Here is a 16,229-nt window from a genome sequence, read left to right on the forward strand (position 1 = left end):
TTTATAACTCAGACCTATGCCACAAGGTTTCGCTAACAATTGGAGCAAAGAATATGCCCCAGATCACTGGACTCGGAAGCTTCTCGAGAATTACGGTGTACAAGAAGACATTATTGCCTACGTAGGACTTGGTATCGATATTTTGATCCTCCTGCTTTTGGCCTGGATTGCAGATCGTATAGCCAAATCCTTCATTCTCCGCATGGTCCGTGCCTACGTGACCCGTTCCAAAAATGAGTGGGACGACCTGCTCCTCGAACGGAAGGTATTCAACAACTTAGCCCACCTTGCCCCCGCTTTCGTGGTATACGAATTGTTTCCCTTTTTCTTTCAGGACTTTCCAGAAGCCACGGGACTGCTTCTGCAAGCGGTTGAAATTTACGCCATCGTTGTGGTCATCATGGTGGCCAATAGTTTTCTAAATGCGGTTCGGGACATTCTCTTTAAAACGGAGCGGTTCAAGGACAAACCCATTGGCAGCTATGTGCAACTCGGAAAAATCATCCTGTACCTTTTCGGAGGAGTTTATCTAATCTCTTTAATTCTAGGAGTAAACCCACTTTCAATCCTCGCTGGAATGGGAGCAGCTACAGCAGTGATGTTGCTCATCTTTCGGGATACAATTCTGGGTTTGGTGGCTTCCATTACGATTTCAGCGAACGACATGGTCCGCATTGGGGACTGGGTCAGCTTTTCCAAATACGGAGCCGATGGTGACGTCATCGAGATTTCCTTGACGACTGTGAAAGTCCAGAACTGGGATGCAACCATCACCACTGTTCCTACATACGCCTTTATGAGCGATGCCTTCAAAAACTGGAGGAACATGCAGGCTCTGGGCGTTCGACGAATCAAGCGATCGTTGCACTTTAAGATGGGGACCGTCAAACTGGTCGACGGCGATATGCTTGAACGATTCAAGAAAATCGAGTTGGTGAAAGACTACATCGACGTCCGTCAAACCGAAATCGACACCTTCAACAAGGAGCACAACATTGACCGGGACACCCTGATCAATGGAAGAAACATGACGAACATCGGTGTATTCCGCCATTATGCCCAGGCCTACTTGGCCCAAAACCCGATGGTGGCAAAGGATCAAACCATGATGGTGCGTCAATTAGAACCGACGGAAAGTGGTATTCCGTTGGAAATCTACTGCTTTAGCACAGATACACGATGGGTGTACTACGAGGGGATTCAGGCGGACATTATGGACCACTTGATGGCTGCCGCCCGATACTTCGATCTTGAGATCTTTGAAAATCCGACTGGGGATTTCAGCGTTCTTAAGAAATGAAAGTGCTTCTGGTTTTGATCTTGACATCGAGCTTTTCACTGAAGGCTCAGACCTCCGTGGATTCCATTGTCGTCGATATATCGGAACAGAGACTATACACCTACAGTGGTCAAGACATCCTTGCCCGATATCCAGTCAGCACTTCCGCATACGGAATCGGATCTCAGTCGGGAAGCAACCGCACGCCCTTGGGCTGGCATCGGGTTCACAGTAAATACGGAGATGACTTGGCCCCAGGTGCCATTTTGAAAGGTCGAGTGCCCACTGGAGAAATGGCCGAGATTATTTCAGCGCCAAGAGCTTCGAATGAAGACCATGTCACTACCCGAATACTGTGGTTGGAAGGCCTTGAAAAGGGCAAAAATAAGGGAGAAGGGGTTGATTCCTTCCAAAGGTACATCTACATCCACGGGACACATGAGGAGGGCTTGATTGGTCAGCCTGCGTCCCACGGTTGTGTTCGCATGATGAATGATGAAGTGATCGAGCTTTATCGCATCGTGCCGCAAGGCACATCCGTATATATTCAGCGCTAGGCCTTGGTTTTACGTCCTTTCCATTCCACATCGCCCAATTGGCTGTGGATGGCCGTCCCTACGATGGCAAAGGGATAGAGTACCGCCGTTGCCAGAGCGTCCCCCAGGGACAGTTTTTGGCCTTGAAGGTCAGCGTAGCTTTTGAGCATGGGGTAGTCAATCAAGAACTTGGCGATGAAGGCCCACCACCACGCTCCTGGAACGTGTCCTTCTCGAAGTCCCCAGATCAATACGACGACGAGGAAGAGGTTGTACAAGAAGACTATCCAACTCACGCTTTGTGCATCCTTGTCCTTATAGTAGGCAGATTTGGACGCCCATCTTCGACGTTGGGTCCACCATTCAGAGTACGTTTTTGGCGGCGGAGTACTGACCATTGCCCGTCCATCCCAAACGAAGTCAATACTCTCTGGTTTGGATTTTGCTTGATGGATCAAAAACAAGTCGTCACCGCTCGCGAAATTTAGATCTGCCCTACTCGACCATGATGACAGAAAAAAAGCTCGTCGCACGGCTAGGTTTCCACCACCAGCCATCAGCGCTCTTCCACTCGCAATTGAACCTGCCACAGAAGCCATAAGACTTGTAAATTCCAAAGCCATGTATCTTTGGTGCGGCCGCAATGACGGACTCAATTGAACGGGACCTGCAACTACGCTCTTATCGACCCGCAAATATTTCGACATGGTGAATAACCAATATGGACCTGTCGTTGTGTCTGCATCTGTGCAAATTACCCATGGGGTTGAGGCCTTTTTAAAACCTAGATGGAGGCCAAATTTCTTTCCATGAATTCCAACTGGTAGGTCAAGGATCTGGTACTTCAGTTGACTTCGCTCTAATAATTCTCTTAAAACGACTTCACCACCATCTTCGCTATGGTCATTGATGAATAAGTACTCTACTGATCCAGGGTAATCCTGCTCCTCGGCAGAAGACACGAAGGCTCTCCAGCTATCTTTTTCATTTCTAAAGGGAACGACAACCGTGAGATCGGGATGCTCACTAGACAAAGAAGGGCTTCGTGCTACAAGAGAATCTATTCCCTTTCTATAGGAAAGGATAAGTCGAAAATAAAATATCAACAAAATAACGCCAATACACCAAGCAGCCGTGTTCATGCTCTCGAGTTTAAGGGCTCCTTAATCAATAGAATCAATCCGAAAATCATGGGAATAACAGTCATAAAAAACCAATTCACAAATACAGCCAGAACTACTTTCCCAGGATCAAACCCGAAAGGACCAGAGAGTACAAGAACCAGAGAAGACTTTACGACAACATCAAATAATGAGAGGACTGGGAGAGCCAATGCAAGAAGATAAATCGCCTGAAACAGGCAAAATATAAGCCAATAATCACAAGACAGTCCAAGTGAGCACCAGATAAGTATATTTCCAATCGAGTAGCTCATAAAGCGAAACAGATTTAATACTGAAAGAATTCTCATTCTTGATGAATCCAAGCGAGCTCCCTCAGGAATCGCAGCACCTTTCAGCCGCCAGGATAATGGTATGAATACATGAAAAATGCCCTCAAAACTTTTGTAGAGAAAAATGAACAACAATAAGAGAAGAACCCATAGAATCAGCAGGTATGGTGCAGGGTTCCAGTTTAGATCAAGAATCTTTGTAAGGAAATAGATTGCCGCAGGCCCACCAACCAGGGCCTTGACAAAATTTAAGTTCAGGTTATTCAACCACTGGCGTCCTAGGGCAAACTTACCCAGTTCTTTAGGGACTAAATACGATCTAAATCCATATTCGCCAGCTTTGAAGGGGGATATTAGACCGGCTACATGTGAAATAAGTACAACCTTCAGGCTTCTTGACACCGTTTGCTCGAATTCTATTTGAAAAAGTAATTTCCACTTCAAGGCTTCGGAGATCCACGATGTTAAACTGAGTACAAGCAAAAGAAAGACCAACCTAATAAAGCCTAATCCACTTTCCTTTTTTAACAGAATGCCTTCATAGTCTTGAAGAGAAATATCCTGAAAGCGCTGGTATAAATACCAGATCGATCCAGCGACAATGACTACCTTTAATATCCTGAAGGCCCAGATTTGCATGGGCTAAACATACGCTAAATCGAGGGAGTGAAGGAGAAAATCATCTTAGGGATTGACCCGGGTACACAGGTGCTTGGATGGGGGCTGATCGAGTGTAAAGGAAAGCAAATGAAATACCTCGACATGGGGGTCTATCGTATGCACTACAAAACAGGGGATCATTTCTACCGACTGCACTCTGTCTACAAGCACATGCTCGAGCTCATCGAAAAGACGCGTCCAGATGAAATGGCTGCTGAATCTCCGTACTTTGGAAAGAATGTGCAATCAATGCTGAAATTAGGGCGGGCTCAAGGGGTTATCATGGCCACTTCCTTTCAGCATCAGATACCGGTCTTTGAATACTCGCCCAGACGTATAAAACAGGCGATTACCGGGCAGGGAGCTTCCAGCAAAGAACAAGTGGCCGGAATGCTGCAAAACTTGCTTAAAATCAAAGAAATGAAGGGTCCCTTAGATGCTACGGATGGTTTAGCTGCTGCTGTTTGCCACCATTTCTCCAGTTCAGGCCCAGTTTCAACAGGAGGTCATAAAGACTGGGGCGACTTTCTGAAGAAGAATCCTGATCGACTGGGTTAGTCCGATGTCAGTGCCGAAGCAATCTCTTGAGCTGTAGAAGACATGACCTCCGCTGAGAATTCCTTCTTGGGCGCCGAAAAATTGATGTCCCCGACATGATTGATGGGAACCAAATGAATGTGCGCGTGGGGTACTTCGAGTCCAATGACCGCAACTCCAATTCGCTCGCATGGAATGACACGATCCATTCCCTTGGCAACCTTCTGAGCGAAAGTCCAAAGTGCCCCGTGCTTATCACTCTCTAGGTCAAAGATATAGTCGGTTTCTTCCTTGGGTATGACAAGGACATGACCTCTAACCAAAGGTTGAATATCCAAAAAGGCCAAATGGCGATCATCTTCAGCCACCTTGTAACAAGGTATCTCTCCCTGAACTATTTTGCTAAAGATCGATGCCACTATTCACGGGTAATTTCAATGATCTCCAACTCGATCTCTCCAGCTGGAACTTGAATCTTAGCGCTATCTCCAACTGATTTACCTAAGAGTCCTTTTCCAATAGGGCTGTTTACGGAGATACGGCCAGTTTTGAGGTCAGCCTCAGTCTCCGAGACTAGGGTGTACTTCATCTTAGCCCCATTCACCTTATTCTTTAAAGTCACCGTCGATAGAATAAGCACTTTTGAGGTATCCATTTGACTTTCATCGACAATACGCGCATTGGCGACGGTTTCTTTCAACTTTGCAATCTTCAACTCCAATAGCCCTTGCGCCTCCTTCGCAGCATCGTATTCCGCGTTCTCAGAAAGATCGCCTTTATCTCGAGCCTCAGCTATTTGTTGGGATATCTTGGGTCGTTCTACAAACTCCAGCTCTTCCAATTCCTTTTTGAGCTTCTGAAGCCCTTCAGGAGTGTAGTATGATAACTTAGACATAATTCAAGGATTAGTTCTCACTGGTCTTCTATAAATGCAAAAGAAGACCGAAAAACGGTCTCCAGCGAGACGTGCAATATACAAAAAGAAAGGCGCCTCTTTTGGGGAGGCGCCTCTCGAAGTCTTGGTCTATTCGATTTACAAACTGATTTTGGCGCCAAAAGTGTTGAACCCGCCAAAGTCTCTTGTGTGTCGATAAGCATAATCGATTCCGAATGTGGTGCCGCTGTCCCCCAGTGGTACCTCGAAACTCAATCCTCCGTTAAAGCCAGAGAAAATCGTTTGCGAAACCGCAGCATCGAAGATTTCGTTCTCATAGACATATCCTGCGCGGAGCATCACCCACTCTTTGTAGCTGAATTCCAAACCTGCTCCAATCTGATCACGTGTGAACGAATTGGAAGTAAAGTTGGCGGCAGCCGTCAAACGAGTGTCTGTCCACAAAAAGTCATAAGATCCACCGATATTCAGCAGCGATGGAAGCTCGAAGTTACTTGAGCGTTGCTCCACTGTAGCGTCGAAGTTTCCAAACAACGTCGGCAAGCTCAAAGACAATCCATCTCCCTGGAAGCTCATTGCTGGACCTACGTTTTTCAATCCGATTCCGAATTTGATATTATCCTTCTCTCCTGTGACATACTGGATACCCGCATCAAAGCAAACACCAGCTGCATTCAAATCAGGAAGAGAGTGACTGATCAACTTCACGGTCACACCCCCGTAGATGTTCTCGGTAAATTTCTTAGCGTAAGAAACTCCCAAGTTCAAATAGGTTGCGCTATACGTCCCCAAACCTCCGTCTGGAAGCTCCGTGGTAGTGATTTCGATATCACCAAAGCCCATGGCCATGATGGTCACACTCAATGCACCAGTTTCACCCACTCGTTGGGTGAAACCGAATGCATCGACGTTAATATCGGCATCTCCAAACCAGTCGGTGTGGGAGAATACTAGTTCTGTACGCTCTGTGAAGGCTGTACCAGCGACGTTCAAGAACACCGCTTCAACTCCTCGTGCTCCAGCGGTATTAATACCACCCCATCCAGCGGATCGAGCCCAAGGGTTAATCAACAATTCACCTGCACCTGCAGAACCTGCACGCTGCTCATTACCTGCATAGCTATTGAATGGCACTACCAGTAGTGCGATCAAAAGTGCGGATAATGCTATCTGTAGATATCTTTTCATAATCATTGGTTTCAAGATTCGACGTTTTAGGTTCATTAGAATGTATCAAGGTCAACCGGACGCATCGCTCCGAACCATTTCACAAAGGTCTCTCCAATACCTTCGGCTTTGACGTGAATAACGTACATACCACTTGCGATAGGCACGGCATTCGTATTGGTCAAATCCCATTCAATGAATGTACTTGGATTATCCTTATTGAATCGACGAACCAAAGTACCATTGGTCGTGTAGACACTCACCACACAACGAGGTGGTAGGTTTGTAATCTTCACACGATTATCCAACTGATTGGTTTCGTACGCTGAGTAAGCATAGTAAGGATTAGGTACCACACGTACGATATCAAGTGCATTTTCAGCTGTTGCTTGATCGTTCGTGATGGTCGAAATATCATCCGTGTTGAACATGTACATCGGATTACCTTCGTTGCTACCATCCAACTCATATGCTTCGTACTCTTTGCTCACACGCAACTTCACAGTCACGTCTGTAGCGAGTTGAGAGAACCCTGGGTTCAACAATGGAATCGTTACCCAAGTGCAGGCTCCGAACAAGGTACGCTTGTTCACATCTGTTGGGTCATTCAACGCATCGTAGTAAGGGTTCATGGTCTCATCATCTCCAGCGTATGGTGCCAACTCGTTTTGATACTCAGGTCCCATAATGTAAAGGAAGTGCTTTCCACCAAAGGACACCTGTCCCAACTCGTTGATGACCGTTTCGCTAGGGTTGAAGATCATATCGTTTCCATTCTCACCTGTTTGCCAGCTGTCTTCCGCGAACATAATGTTCAAGCGAATTCCGCGCTCCAAATCAATGGCGTATCCTGGGAACCATCCCCAACCGGTACCTGTTCCATCTGGATTACCGTCCTTTCCGACAGACTGAGCAGCTCGGAGATTTAGTTTCCCAGCGTTACCTTCTGCCAATTCAGGTAAATCAGAAGATTCCAATACAGGTACACGCGTCCACAGATCCTGGTTATCCGTAAGGACAACATCAACACTATTCAAGTTCTCCAAACGAGAAAGAGCTTTGAACTTCTCCCAAGCGGGACCACTTCCAAATGGAGTGTTCGTCGATACGACATCACCACTACATAGACGATAAGGTGCCCATGTTCCACCGAGAACGGTTTCATATACCTCGTCATCATCACCGGCTTCATCTGGGTAGTTACCCGTGCTGTTTGTTCCTGAACGAATCCAGTTAAATGGTGAGTCACCATCAATGTCGGCCAAACCCGTAAACCACGCTTGAGTATTGTCTTCAAAGAGCAACTCAGCTCCCAAGAATCCATTTCCGTTGAACATGTCATCTCCTGGGTTGTCCGCATCCACGGCTGTAACACTCATACCCCAGAACTCTCCATCGCTGTTCACGAGCAACTGCTCACGACCAATTTCGATTGTTCCAGTAGAGTAGATGGTATCACTAGGGTCTCCACCAGGAAGGCGAACAATGTACCAAGTAGCGTTGATGTTCGATCCACTAAAGACGATTTGATAATCACCCGTCGGTACACTCAAAGGATCTACAACTTTCACGATGACCGGTCCTTGACCGTTTTCGTAGGTTGGATTATCCATAGTGTAGTTCATGACGATTTCTTCAGCAGATTCCACTTTGAACTCGAGCATGTTGGCACAGTTTCCTGTTCCTTCAATTCGAGTCAATTCAGGACCATCACCGTATTCTGCTTGTTGCACAGTTCCTGATTCCTCAGGAGTGACGATGTGCGGAATACCTACGTATGTCTTAATGTTACGACGACCTGCCTTGTACGGCTTCGTTTGACCGTCAAGACCATTAGGATCTGTTGGGTTGTAAGGCTTAAACTCATTGAAACCGTAGGCAATTACTGTGTAATAGTAAGGCTTGTGATTCACAAGGGTAGGATCCCCTGTAGCAAATAAGTCTTCAGTCAGTTTGAAGGTTGCCTGTGTACCAGCGTCATTTGCACCTAGGGTCATTTCCTGAGGAACAGGAACACCTAGTGTAGGATCAGTTTCATAGTTGATCAATGTGGTCACACCATTTTGCAAGTCACACTGAGCTACCATACGGGCCAAATCTGGATTGTAGATGTCTGTAATAGATACAGTCGCATCTTTCAACTGGAAGATTTGGTAACCTTCAAATACATAGGTTGAATCGTCAAAACCGATGATCAATGGATCTACTTCTTCGTAAGATTCATTGAAGTTATTTGAAGACTCAGAGTTAGAGAGCATCAAGATTAACTCTTGATCCAACTCCTGAATGTTCACATCTGGTGCATCCGGTCCGTTCAATACCTTGAAACAGTTATCGAACAATGCCTGTGCTTTATCATCCGCTAGACGCATTAATTCAACAGAAGCCAAACGACCTCCAGATGTAGCACGTGCCCACACAACTCCAGTGGTAATGTAGTTTACAGCACCTGGTTGAAGTGTAAATGGTCCAGCTGATTGCAAGAAACGACGGTCAGCAGGAGTGTTACCTGCAGTAGCCTCCGTCCAGTTATCTCCTGGGAACGCAGGGTCCGTATCACCTGGGAACATAAAGTCCGTTGATGGTCCAGGACCACCAGTAGGCTCGTGTCCATTAGTACCGTTACGAACAATACCCGTGTTGTCTTTCCAGATTCCCTGCAAGTAGTTGTAGAAGTGACTCGCTTGAGATGGGTTTCCTACTACAGTAAAGTCGTTGTTGTAGTAGACGAACTTACTCATGATGATTTGCTCGCCGATTTCATCGATGGTACCATCACGGTCATTATCAATTCCATCATTCGGATCGGCTAGAGGTCCTTGGAAGAAGTCCACACCGATAGAAGGTGGATTCAATCCGTATCCTGTAGCACCGTCGTCGTCCTCATCACCATTGTAGCAATATCCCAATCCACGACCGACGTCACATCCGACGTAGTCATCTTGGTACTGCCCCAAATCTGGGTCAACCCACTGTCCGAAATACGTGTTCTTCAGTACAAAAGATGCCCGGTTCACGATCTTGTAGCTGTAGAACGTCATGTTGTTGATCTCGTCATTCGTTGCAAAGGCAAAGGCCTGAGCTTGAATCTCGAGTCCGATAGGTTCTGCATTCGTCTCAGTGTGAATGTTACCCTTATCGTTAAATACCCACCAGAGTGTTTGGTCTCCAAAAAGCAAATCCGCGCCTTGACAATCGGCTTCTCCAGATAAATCATATGCCGGGTAGTCACCTGCGGATGGGTCATAGAAACCGTCGCCGTCTGCATCGAAGAACGGTGCAAGCGTCTCAGCTCCAAATTGTGAGTAAGTATCGGGGTAGTTTCCTGGCCACTCCAGTATGACCGTAGGAACTGTGTAGTTAGGATCGTCATTGGTTCCATTTAACCAAGCAACGTAATCCTCTACTTGCTGACGCGTAATCTGATAGTGCTCGTCAAATTCAGCACAAATGATGTCGTCAACAGATGCTGTGGCTGCATCAAGCGGACCAGGCCAAAAGTCAGATCCGTCCTGACGGTAGGTCATCGCGGCTACTTTCAACTGATCACCCTCATCCTGGCCACCGATCCATAAGGCTCCGGCGAACAGAGAGTGCTTGTTACTTTCACGAGGAATCTCATAGATTCCATTGTTCAAGTCCCACCACATATCTCCCCCTGCAAGAATACGCGTACGAACGTTGTTCACCGCCAGGTCCGTTTGGGCACTGGCTGGAGCACAGCTCGCTGCTAAGTTCTTAGGAGCAGGAGAAGCAGCGGAATTCGAACTTCCGGGTACATTGACACTTTCCTTCGCCGAGAGACCGCTAAACGAACCCAGGGCTACAGCAAATGCCAATAATGTCAATCTGCTTTTCATGATTTATCTGGTTTTCCTATTAAAATTTTTATTCAAATGTTTGGGTTATCGCTTAGAAGCTCAACAGTACTCCCAATCGCATACGGCGTGGTAAGCTATAGTTGAATGGGCTGTTGACCTTAACAGTGTACAAGTCGATGAAGGACTGGCTATCTGTTTGCTGTGCAATGATCTCCTGTGCTTCAGCACTTGACAAGAATCCGTCATCATCAGGGTTACCCGTGTAACGGTATACGTTGATGACGTTCAAGGCATTCAACAAGTTTTGAACATCCAAATAGACGTTCATGTTCGCTGATCTTTGCTTGCTTCCGTCTTCTTTTCCACCCCACTTCAAGTTGAACTGCTTGTTCAAACGCATATCGATACGGAACTGCCATGGAAGGCGTGAACCGTTGATAGAACCTTGAAGAATTGGGCGTTGGTTAATACCGAATGACGCAGACTGCAATACGTTCGCCTGACGTGTGTAAGGTGTACCGGATCCGGCACGGAACGTAAAGTTAGCACCAGCGTTTTCAAAGACACGTGATCCGAACCAAACCGGTCCGTTGTAGTCTTTTCCAGAGCTGAAGCGGTAGTCTACTACGGCTACTAAAGTATGACGTTGGTCAAAGTCCAATGGTTGGATTACACGAAGGTTAGGCTGGCCTTGTTGTACCAAGCTCAAACCAGTTGTTGCGTTAGATCCTGAACCGTCAGCAAACTGCAAGGTATAGTTGAAGTTCAAGCTCACGTTTCCAGTACGACGCAAATCGTAGCTCACGCTGAATCCTTTAACTGTACCGAAATCAAGGTTACCGAATGTGGTATAGTTCACCGGATATGCGAAGTTGATCTGAGTCGCCTGAATCATGTCACGCAATTCACGGTAGAACGCGCTTAAGGTAATCGCAGAGCGCTTGCTCAAGGTTTGCTTAAATCCAACCTCGTAATCAATCGTCCGCTCTGGGCGAAGATTCGGGTTGTTCAAGACGTTACCTTGGTTTGCTTCCAAGTACAAGTAATCTGTTGGATCGAAACGCACGTTACTCTGTGGACGCTGCGTCAAGATATCATAGTGTGCAAAGAACAACGCCTGATCAGAAATCGGGAAGTTGAATGAGATACGTGGCATCACATTCACTTGTGGCGTATAATCTTCGAATGACTCAGCGGTCAAATCTGTAGCCAAGTTGGTATTATCCGGATCTTCTAAATATGGAGTAATTACACCAGTCGTTGTTGCTTGAGCAATGCTCTGTGGATCCGCAATTTGGTTTCCATCCGCATCATACCACTGATTGTCATCACGGTATCCAACGACACGTGTTGGCTCAGTCAAGTCATTGACGTATACGACGAAATCGTCACCGATGTTCGCAGGCAAAGCATCAACTCCAAGAGCACCCTCTTGCAACATCTCTTGTGCGGAAATAGTCGGGAACATGCTGTACTGGTCGATGAGTACTTTCTGGTTCGCATCAAAACGGTCAACACGCACCCCAATGTTAAATACGAGATCGTTGAACTGGAATTTGTCTTGGATGTAACCTGCAATGTAAATCGGACGGAAGGCATCGATGTGACGCTTCAAGTTTCCGTTTTCATCGGTTTCTGAGAAGAAGTCTTCAAAACTAGTTGGGCCATCCAATTTGTTTCCGAAAGCATCGTATCCCGCGTAGGCAACAATGGCATTACCATTGTTCAAAAGCTCATCTGCACTGAAGTACTCGATGTCCAATTGATTTGGGTCTAGAGCGTCAGTGTTGATGAATGAAACATCGTCAACGGCAAGACCCAATGAAGTTCTCAACTGCTGATCAAAATAACTCTGTGTTGCTCCGTTGTAGAAACGGTTGTACGAAATGGTGTCGTTAAAGTTTCCATTACCATCCGTTCCGATGATTGGATTTTCAAAATCCAATTCGGTCAGGTGAGCGTTGGTCAACTGACGAGCAAGTCCCCATAGCCCTACTGGTGCTACGCTCCAGAAGCGGTCTACACGCTGCTCGTACTCAAATCCTAAGATGATGCTGTGGTTTTTGATATCCGCAGAACCCGATCCAACAACACGGAACTGGTTGTTATCCGTAAAGTTGTAACCGTTCCACTGACGTCCAGTGTTGAACCACAGTGAATAGTTGTTGGCTGGACGTTGTCCGTTCAACAAGGCTCCCTGACCCTGTGCTACGAAAATACTGTTCACGTCTCCGTTGACGAAATCCCAGTACTGCTCGGTATAATTAGTTGCGTTTGGATTCTTATCGCCTGGCTCAAATGTAACCAAGGTATCAACAATATTCGTTTGCAACCATCCGGTCAAACCTGAAACGGTGTCCAAACCATAAGAGTAGGTTGGCGCTTGCAAGCGATCGAATTTCCCGATGTATCCATAATCCCACAAACGCTCAAAGTGCGTGTCATCCTGAGTCAAGCGGTACACTTCACTGTAATCCACTTGCAAAGAATAAAACGCATTCTTGATGTTGTTCGCAGCCGACTCATCCTCAGCATCCACGAAACGTTGCTGGAAACGAGCGAATACACGCCAGTCACGGTTCCGGAACTCTGGGTTATTGGTAGGGTTCAACAGGGAGTAGTTGTACTGCCAAGCTTGGCCCATTGCCCAGTTGAAGGTACCTCCAAACGTCAAGTTCGTCGTCTTGCTCGTTTTCAAGTCAAACTTCGCCGAGAAGCGAAGGTCTTGACGTTGGTTATTTTGTTTGTAGTCGATGTTTCTCAAATCGCTTTCACGAAGGAATTCCGAGTTGCGAAGTACACCACCACCGAAACCAGCTGGACGGTATGGGCTCTGCTCTAGTTCTCGCAACAACCCATCATTGACCTTCCAGGTACCGATCGCCGATGGACGAGGGTCACGTTGGTACTGATACTCCCCAGCGATAAAGAACCCGAAAAGCGGAGATCCATCCTTACGACGTGCAAGAGGTCCGGATAGGCTAAATCCGAGCAACGATTGGTTGTATTCGTCGAAGATGGACGAGGTATTCGCCTCAAGTCCTCCAAAGTACTTGTTGGAAGGACCTCTTGTGGTCATACTAATGATACCTCCTGTCGCATCTCCATACTGTGCAGGAAGACCACCAGTAATAATGGTCAACTGGTCAATCGCAGTCTGAGGAATTGTAGTAGCTCCACGAACCTTGATACCATCGATGTAAACATCGGTAGCATTGGAACGCGATCCACGTACGTTAATTCCAGAACCATCATCCTGCTGGTAAACCCCGGCAGAAGTCGACGCGATAGACGCCACATCACGTTGAGGTAGGTTTTGGATTTCTTCTCCAGTTGCTGTCTTACCTTGTTTGTCCGGATCAATTAGAGGTACGGTATATTCAATTACCTCTACTTCCCCAAGTACTTCAGCTTCTTCGGTCAATCCCGCATTCAGCGTAGTGGTTTTGTTTGGAGAAATGATCACGCCTGTAAAAGGCTGTGTCGCATAACCGAGGAAAGACATTTCTACCTCGTAGCGGCCCGGATCAATGGGCTTAATGACATAACGACCATCAAAGTCGGTCGTAGTACCACTAACGGGCTCGCCATTCAGCTTGACCACCACGTTAGCCAGCGGCACCGGTTCCCCGGTCATTTTGTCGGTCACTTGTCCTCTAAGCTCCCCTGGACGTTGCTGTCCAACGGCTGCGAAGAGTGTCCCAATAAATAAGACAGTGAGTAGTTTTCGTAGCATAAACCAATCGTTTAAGTTAACCTAATGTTTAGATTTCGTAAATATAAAAACAATAAAAGCGGACAGGCAAATATAATCTTCGCCATAAATCACAATTTCGAACCGCTTGTTTTAGCGCTCGTATCGGATGTTTCGTAAGGAAAGTACGCTTTGCACTATCTTGCGCAAAACGGCGTTAGGAGTAAGTGCGATGAAAATAGGAAAATCCATTCAATTGTTCGCCCTACTGGGTTTATTTTCTGTTTTCGCCCTCACGGGCGGATGCGGGAACACCATAGAGGGCGGGGTGCCCAATGTTGCGGTCAACATTACGATTTACCCCAGTCAACCGGAGTATTTTGACCTTCAAGTTCCGGGAGGATGGGTATATATTACAGGCGGATATCGCGGAATCATCGTTTACCGTCATTCTGAATCGGAGTTCCGTTCCTACGACCGCGCTTGTCCCATTCACTTCGATGAGCCCTGTGGTCGTGTTGATGTCGACGAGACCAATAACGTCTTGGCCACCTGCCCTTGTGATTCTCTAGTTTGGAGCATTATTGATGGCGGCCCGGTCAGTGCTTCCCTTCCCCTTCAAGGGTACAGCACGTTTTACGACGGAAACCGGGTAGACATCATTAACTGAGCCGACGAAACCTATACCTTATATATACAGCACATAAAAAAAACGCCCCCTGAAAGCAGGGAGCGCCTAAAATCACAGTTCTGCATCGGCCCGTAGGGCCAAGGCTTAGTATCTGTAGTATTCTGGCTTGAACGGACCAGCTACCTCCACTCCGATGTACTCGGCTTGGTCTTGGCGCAAAGTATCGAGCTCAACGCCGATTTTAGCCAAGTGAAGAGCCGCAACTTTTTCATCGAGGTGTTTCGGCAAGGTATACACCTTGTTCTCGTAGCGCTCCAAGTGGTTCCACAATTCAATCTGAGCCAATACTTGGTTGGTAAAGCTGTTACTCATTACAAAGCTCGGGTGACCCGTAGCGCAACCTAAGTTCACCAATCGTCCTTCGGCCAACAAAATGATATCGTTGCCATCGAGGTTGTACTTGTCTACTTGTGGCTTGATTTGCGCACGCTCCGCATTGTCCTTCAACCAGGCGACATCGATTTCATTGTCGAAGTGTCCGATGTTACAAACGATCGTTTTGTCGTTCATCAAGCGGAAGTGCTCTTCAGAGATAATATCCTTGTTACCCGTGGCGGTAACGATGATGTCTGCACGAGGAACGGCATTGACCATCTTCTTGACTTCGTATCCATCCATCGCAGCTTGCAAAGCACAGATTGGATCGATCTCGGTGACAATCACTCGTGCTCCAGCTCCGCTCAAAGAAGCGGCAGTCCCTTTACCTACGTCACCATACCCTGCAACCACGGCTACTTTTCCGGCAACCATTACATCGGTAGCACGACGGATCGCGTCAACTGCTGATTCCTTACAACCGTACTTGTTGTCGAATTTCGACTTGGTCACGGAGTCGTTGACGTTGATCGCTGGCATAGGAAGGGTTCCTTTAGCCATACGCTCATACAAGCGGTGTACTCCCGTAGTAGTTTCTTCTGACAATCCATTGATCCCTTCAACCAATTCTGGGTAACGATCCAAAACCATGTTGGTCAAATCCCCACCGTCGTCCAAGATCATGTTCAAGGGCTTTCCTCCTTCAAATGCGGTTAAGGTTTGCTCAATACACCAGTCGAATTCCTCTTCGGTTTGCCCTTTCCAAGCAAAAACAGGGATTCCAGCTTTGGCGATGGCCGCTGCAGCTTGATCTTGCGTACTGAAGATGTTACAGCTGGACCACGTCACTTCTGCTCCAAGAGCTTGAAGGGTCTCAATTAAAACAGCCGTTTGAATCGTCATGTGCAAACAACCGGCAATTCGAGCTCCTTTGAGTGGTTGCTCATCACCGTATTCTTCGCGGAGCGCCATCAAACCGGGCATTTCTGCTTCGGCCAATTCGATCTCCATACGTCCCCAATCTGCGAGGGAAATATCTTTGACTTTATAGTTCACTTGTTCTTGCGTTTCTGCGCTCATGTGCTTCATTTTAAAACCTTTGCAAAGGTACTCATTAGCCTTCTAAAAAACGAACCCGGAAAGCTTAGGACTCTTTGCAACGGGTCCGACATTAATTCTAT

General features: G+C 46.9%; 12 protein-coding genes. 4 read left to right on the forward strand and 8 right to left on the reverse strand.

Features of this window, described 5'->3' with window-relative positions; all coding sequences use genetic code 11:
* The first annotated feature begins 16 nt into the window (after positions 1-16).
* Complete coding sequence (locus tag HZ996_00760; GenBank protein ID QTN37722.1) at positions 17-1,300, forward strand: mechanosensitive ion channel; 1,284 nt, start codon at positions 17-19, stop codon at positions 1,298-1,300.
* Positions 1,297-1,836 carry a L,D-transpeptidase gene (locus tag HZ996_00765; GenBank protein QTN37723.1) on the forward strand — a complete coding sequence of 180 codons (540 nt, stop codon included), beginning with the start codon at positions 1,297-1,299 and terminating at the stop codon, positions 1,834-1,836. The genes HZ996_00760 and HZ996_00765 overlap by 4 nt, the downstream gene beginning before the upstream one ends.
* Here the strand turns inward: HZ996_00765 and HZ996_00770 are convergent.
* Together HZ996_00770 and HZ996_00775 are read right to left on the reverse strand one after the other, a co-directional pair.
* On the reverse strand, positions 1,833-2,957 hold the full coding sequence (locus HZ996_00770; protein ID QTN37724.1) for a glycosyltransferase: 1,125 nt from the start codon (positions 2,955-2,957) through the stop codon (positions 1,833-1,835). The genes HZ996_00765 and HZ996_00770 overlap by 4 nt on opposite strands.
* Entirely contained in the window at positions 2,954-3,907 is a 954-nt protein-coding gene (locus HZ996_00775; GenBank protein ID QTN37725.1) for a hypothetical protein, read from the reverse strand. Before HZ996_00775 ends, HZ996_00770 begins: the two co-directional genes overlap by 4 nt.
* Positions 3,908-3,925: 18 nt before the next feature.
* On the opposite strand from HZ996_00775, the gene ruvC reads away from it, so the two are divergent.
* Entirely contained in the window at positions 3,926-4,486 is a 561-nt protein-coding gene (gene ruvC, locus HZ996_00780; GenBank protein ID QTN39980.1) for a crossover junction endodeoxyribonuclease RuvC, read from the forward strand.
* Here ruvC and HZ996_00785 read toward each other — a convergent pair.
* The 5 genes from HZ996_00785 to HZ996_00805 form a co-directional block, all read right to left on the reverse strand.
* The gene (locus HZ996_00785; protein QTN37726.1) at positions 4,483-4,884 is read right to left on the reverse strand and encodes an HIT family protein; all 402 of its coding nucleotides are present in this window, start codon (positions 4,882-4,884) and stop codon (positions 4,483-4,485) included. The two genes, ruvC and HZ996_00785, sit on opposite strands and share 4 nt — an antisense overlap.
* Positions 4,884-5,360 (reverse strand): transcription elongation factor GreA, encoded by a 477-nt coding sequence (greA, locus tag HZ996_00790; GenBank protein ID QTN37727.1) that lies wholly within the window; start codon positions 5,358-5,360, stop codon positions 4,884-4,886. The genes HZ996_00785 and greA overlap by 1 nt, the downstream gene beginning before the upstream one ends.
* 138 nt (positions 5,361-5,498) lie before the next feature.
* Positions 5,499-6,548, reverse strand: a complete 1,050-nt coding sequence (locus HZ996_00795) for a PorV/PorQ family protein (protein ID QTN37728.1) — start codon at positions 6,546-6,548, stop codon at positions 5,499-5,501.
* Between the two features lie 35 nt (positions 6,549-6,583).
* Complete coding sequence (locus tag HZ996_00800; GenBank protein QTN37729.1) at positions 6,584-10,387, reverse strand: T9SS C-terminal target domain-containing protein; 3,804 nt, start codon at positions 10,385-10,387, stop codon at positions 6,584-6,586.
* Positions 10,388-10,439: 52 nt separating this feature from the next.
* Positions 10,440-14,084, reverse strand: coding sequence for a carboxypeptidase regulatory-like domain-containing protein (locus HZ996_00805; GenBank protein ID QTN37730.1), 3,645 nt, complete (start codon positions 14,082-14,084; stop codon positions 10,440-10,442).
* A 190-nt stretch (positions 14,085-14,274) separates the two neighbouring features.
* On the opposite strand from HZ996_00805, the gene HZ996_00810 reads away from it, so the two are divergent.
* Positions 14,275-14,712 (forward strand): hypothetical protein, encoded by a 438-nt coding sequence (locus tag HZ996_00810; protein QTN37731.1) that lies wholly within the window; start codon positions 14,275-14,277, stop codon positions 14,710-14,712.
* Between the two features lie 105 nt (positions 14,713-14,817).
* Here HZ996_00810 and HZ996_00815 read toward each other — a convergent pair whose 3' ends face one another.
* Positions 14,818-16,128 carry an adenosylhomocysteinase gene (locus HZ996_00815; GenBank protein QTN37732.1) on the reverse strand — a complete coding sequence of 437 codons (1,311 nt, stop codon included), beginning with the start codon at positions 16,126-16,128 and terminating at the stop codon, positions 14,818-14,820.
* Positions 16,129-16,229 lie beyond the last annotated feature (101 nt).

This window comes from Cryomorphaceae bacterium (assembly GCA_017798125.1).
GTDB lineage: Bacteria > Bacteroidota > Bacteroidia > Flavobacteriales > ECT2AJA-044 > ECT2AJA-044.

Coding starts and splice junctions, on each gene's coding strand:
- HZ996_00760 (QTN37722.1), top strand. CDS start 17: ATGCCACAAGGTTTCGCTAACAATTGGAGCAAAGAATATGCCCCAGAT.
- HZ996_00765 (QTN37723.1), top strand. CDS start 1,297: ATGAAAGTGCTTCTGGTTTTGATCTTGACATCGAGCTTTTCACTGAAG.
- HZ996_00770 (QTN37724.1), bottom strand. CDS start 2,957: ATGAACACGGCTGCTTGGTGTATTGGCGTTATTTTGTTGATATTTTAT.
- HZ996_00775 (QTN37725.1), bottom strand. CDS start 3,907: ATGCAAATCTGGGCCTTCAGGATATTAAAGGTAGTCATTGTCGCTGGA.
- greA (QTN37727.1), bottom strand. CDS start 5,360: ATGTCTAAGTTATCATACTACACTCCTGAAGGGCTTCAGAAGCTCAAA.
- HZ996_00795 (QTN37728.1), bottom strand. CDS start 6,548: ATGAAAAGATATCTACAGATAGCATTATCCGCACTTTTGATCGCACTA.
- HZ996_00800 (QTN37729.1), bottom strand. CDS start 10,387: ATGAAAAGCAGATTGACATTATTGGCATTTGCTGTAGCCCTGGGTTCG.
- HZ996_00805 (QTN37730.1), bottom strand. CDS start 14,084: ATGCTACGAAAACTACTCACTGTCTTATTTATTGGGACACTCTTCGCA.
- HZ996_00810 (QTN37731.1), top strand. CDS start 14,275: ATGAAAATAGGAAAATCCATTCAATTGTTCGCCCTACTGGGTTTATTT.
- HZ996_00815 (QTN37732.1), bottom strand. CDS start 16,128: ATGAGCGCAGAAACGCAAGAACAAGTGAACTATAAAGTCAAAGATATT.